The organism is Modestobacter marinus (genome assembly GCF_019799945.1).
Taxonomy (GTDB): domain Bacteria; phylum Actinomycetota; class Actinomycetes; order Mycobacteriales; family Geodermatophilaceae; genus Modestobacter; species Modestobacter marinus_B.
Genome location: NZ_JABGCH010000105.1, coordinates 1 through 1,418, shown reverse-complemented (window position 1 = coordinate 1,418; position 1,418 = coordinate 1). Strand labels below are relative to the sequence as shown.

Sequence of the window (1,418 nt, the reverse complement as noted above, 5' to 3'; positions counted from 1 at the left end):
ACCGCCGCCTCCTCGACCACCCAGGCGCTGGGCCAGACCCGGCAGGCCGTCGACGAGCTGTCGAAGATGGCGTCGGACCTGCGCACCACCGTCGGGCGCTTCACCTACTGAAGGGCCGCACTCGAGGGGGCTCCCGCTGCGGCCACCATTCCCCTGCAGGGGAATGGTGGCCGTTGCCGTTCCACCGGAGGGGGTGCCCCGGCCGGCCATTTCCCCAGTCGACAAAGGGCCTCCGGGAAACGGTCGCCGACCTCTTCTGTGCCATTCCGCGACACGTGCGCGGAGCGGCGTCGAGCAGCCCGGCCGGGACCCATCCTGTCATCGAGCCATTCCCGCGTCGTGCGACGTGGCTCGACCAGGGCACGGCAGCGAGGCCGACCGAGGTGCACCGACATCCGCCCCACCGACAGGAAGAGCCACCCCGCATGAGCACCGAACGCGTCCGCCGTCCGCTGTCGGCCTGGCTGGCTGATCGCCCCGTCCGGCTGAAGATCCTGGCCGCGGTCGCCGTGGCCTCCCTCACCGCCGTCGGGATGGGGGTCCTGGCCGTCGACCGGCTCGGTGACCTCCGTGACGCCCGCGCCGACGAGCTGAGCACCTCGCTGCCATACATGAACGCCCTCGACGACATCGGCCTCACCGCCAAGGCCGCCGCCAACGACGAGCGCGGCTTCCTGCTCACCGCCGACCCGGACTTCGCGACGGAGGTCGAGGAGCGGCTCGAGAAGATCGCCGGCCTCTTCGACGACGCACGGGCCGCGGCCGCGACGGCCGAGGAGACCGCGCTCCTGGACGACTTGCAGGCCGACATCGACGCCTGGGCGACGAGCATGCGGTCGGAGTTCGCGCTGCTTGCGACCGACCGGGCCGGTGCCGTGGCGCAGGCGATGGGCCCCACCCGGGACCTGCGCAAGGCCTACGAGGAGGAGCTGGCAGCGGCGCAGGCCGAGGCTGAGTCCGTGCTGACCGCAGGCGCGGGCTACGAGAAGACGGTCGCCGACGCCACCCGGGCCATGGTCGTCGTCTGCCTCCTGGGTGTCGCCCTCGCCGTCGCCGGGGGCCTGCTCGTGGCGACGTCGGTCACTCGTGGGCTCGCTGGCCTCCGTCGCGCGGCCGAGCGGCTGGCCGCGGGCGACCTCACCGCGGTGTCCGGTTTGGACCAGAAGGACGAGGTGGGCCGGACGGCCGCCGAGCTGGACACCGCCGTGGTGCGGCTCCGCGCGGTCCTGACCTCCGTGGCGGTGTCCGCGGACGCGGTGGCGGCGAGCTCGGAGGAGTTGTCGGCCTCGTCGGCGCAGATCTCGGCGTCGGCGGAGGAGACCTCTGCGCAGTCCGGGGTGGTGTCGGCGGCGGCGGAGGAGGTGTCCCGGAACGTGGGCACGGTGGCGGCGGGTGCGGAGCAGATGGGCGCCTCGATC

General features: G+C 73.3%; 1 protein-coding gene and 1 pseudogene. Both read left to right on the top strand.

Annotated features, from left to right (window positions below; all coding sequences use genetic code 11):
- Positions 1 to 111 (top strand): annotated as a pseudogene (locus tag HK417_RS27400) (methyl-accepting chemotaxis protein); the annotation flags it as partial.
- Between the two features lie 314 nt (positions 112 to 425).
- Positions 426 to 1,418 (top strand): CHASE3 domain-containing protein (locus HK417_RS24275; protein WP_222273278.1); only part of this gene is annotated, 993 nt, incomplete at its 3' end.